Source organism: Hydrocoleum sp. CS-953, from assembly GCF_002260545.1.
Classification (GTDB): Bacteria; Cyanobacteriota; Cyanobacteriia; order Cyanobacteriales; family Microcoleaceae; genus Trichodesmium.
Genome location: NZ_LGSU01000113.1, coordinates 1 through 2,205 on the forward strand (window position 1 = coordinate 1; position 2,205 = coordinate 2,205).

Genomic DNA, 2,205 nt, shown 5'->3' on the forward strand with positions numbered 1-2,205 from the left:
AAACAATTAAACCTACTGGTTTATCTTTTTCCATTACAAGCTTATGACATACAAACTGAGAATAATTAGTAATAAAACTACGGAGTTTTCGCTGAAAATCTCCTTTTGTCTCACCATTTTTTTTACTCCAAAAATAATCAGTAAGCTGGTTGATTTGATTTATCAGTACAGATTGAAGATTGATTTGATTTGAACCTGCTAATCGCACAGGTTGATATGTAGTGCTTCTGCGAATTTCATCTAGGTTAATAATGAGGTTACTAGGATTAGTTATTTCTAGCTGAAAAATTTTATAGATTTCATCGGCTTTGTTGCATGAAAGTGCTAGAAGCATTATAAAATAAGGGTTTTTCAAGAAAATCTATAAATGAGAAAGTCCTGCCCTGTAAGGGTTTCAGGATATTAGTGCAACAAAGCCAGTTCGATCTATAATTTTTAGAGAAATCAGATCATTAAGTAATACAATAAATTTAAGGTAAATCTTGCAAAAATAATCTATTAAGCTCAATGAAGTACGGAAGTTATTATAGTGTTACGTTGAAAGAATCAATTGGCAAAGGTCGTGGTGTTTTTACAGAAGAGGAAATCCCTGCTGGGGCACTTGTGCTAGTGGAACCTGTATTGATACTATCAGATTTTGAACAAATGGAATCAAATGCACTGCTCGACTATCTCTTTCAAATGGGAGATTTAAAAGGTGTCTCATTAGGAATTGGTACATTTAGCAACCACTCAGACAACCCCAATATGCAGGTCAAACGCTTGGTAGATGAAGAAAGGTCTGAGTTTTATGCTTTGCGGGATATCGCTATTGGAGAAGAACTGACCCATAAGTATGTAAGGAAGTTGTGGTTCTCTCCAGCATAAAAAATTAGCAGGACTTACGCAAAATATCTAATCGCAGACCATTTTTAGGGACAAACCCAGGAAAGCTTTTCATCCACGCTTTAAAAAGGCCTGGATGAAAAGCTCTCGTCCTTTTTTCGTAAGTCCTGATTAGGTTTTTGATCTCTGATATTTCAGCAGACCACTATTCAAGTCCTCAATTAGACTATCTATTGGATCGTTAAAACCGATAGATAATCTAATCAAACTATCCGTAATTTTTAATGATTCTCTATCCTCCTCTGATAAATAGTAGTAGGTAAAAGGTGCAAGCTGTTCGATATAAGTTTCTGCAGAACCAAAATTGGAAGCAATATATGGAATTGTCAAATTATCAATAAATTCAGAGGTCTCATTTTTTGAAAGTTTAAGTTCAAAAGTTACAACACCACCATACCCATTAGTAAAATATTTCTGGGCTAGTTCCCGATGAGGATGAGAGTCCAACCCCAAATAATATACCTTAGAAACCAAAGGGTGTGAATTTAAAAACTCTGTCAGTTTCTTACCAGCAGCATTCAAATACTCCATTCTCAACCGAAATGTTTTCAAATGTTGACTCAGTGTAAACACATCTCGAGTGCTAGGAATTGCTCCAGTAATATTCCTAAAGGTTCTGATTTTATCGATCGTTTCTTTTTTCCCTCCAACACTTCCCAGTATCAAATCTGCATGACCGTTGAGATATTTAGTACAGCTATGAATCACTAAATCTGCTCCCCATAAACAGGGTTTAAAGTTATGGGGACTCGCCAAGGTACTATCAACAACTAGAAGCGTATCGGGAGGTAAGAACTCTCTAATTTTTTCAATATCTGCTAGGTAAAGATTAGGGTTAGAGGGCAGTTCGAGGAACAGAAGATTAATCTCTGGACTGGCTTGTTCCAGTGCAACCATAAACTCAGATAGATCTACGTTATCAAAAACTAATGTTTTTAACTTAATTTTTTCAAGATTCTCAAAAACACGTCTGGTGTTTTTATAAAGATAACAAGTTGTAGCGAAATAGCCTTGAGGTTTGGCAAAAGTCATTAGCGTGCTGTAGATAGCACTCATCCCACTAGGAAAGATTAAGCAATCTTCAACCTCGCTGAGTTGAGCCAATCTTTTCTCTACTTCTTCCCAATTTGGATTATGATATCGACCATAACGGCCTTTGACGATCGAGCCTTCATGCAAAGCTTTGACATAAGATTCATAATCATCATAAAAGTAGGCTGTATTTTGATAAATGGGTGTTAAAATTGAGTTGGTGTAGGATTCAGGATTTCGGGCTTTACTCACTGTCTTTTGCTCCTGGAATTTTGCACTTCTATACTT

At 36.0% G+C, this 2,205-nt stretch carries 2 protein-coding genes and 1 pseudogene; 1 reads left to right on the top strand and 2 read right to left on the bottom strand.

The genetic code is table 11. The features are described 5' to 3' along the window. Positions 1–334, bottom strand: a pseudogene (locus AFK68_RS00740) (N-acetyltransferase); the annotation flags it as partial. A gap of 203 nt (positions 335–537) precedes the next feature. On the opposite strand from AFK68_RS00740, the gene AFK68_RS00745 reads away from it, so the two are divergent. Beyond that, positions 538–867 (top strand): SET domain-containing protein-lysine N-methyltransferase, encoded by a 330-nt coding sequence (locus AFK68_RS00745; protein WP_168186266.1) that lies wholly within the window; start codon positions 538–540, stop codon positions 865–867. A 129-nt stretch (positions 868–996) separates the two neighbouring features. On the opposite strand, the gene AFK68_RS00750 is transcribed toward AFK68_RS00745, so the two are convergent. Next, positions 997–2,205: PLP-dependent transferase (locus AFK68_RS00750; protein ID WP_143437384.1), on the bottom strand; the 1,209-nt coding region annotated here is incomplete at its 5' end.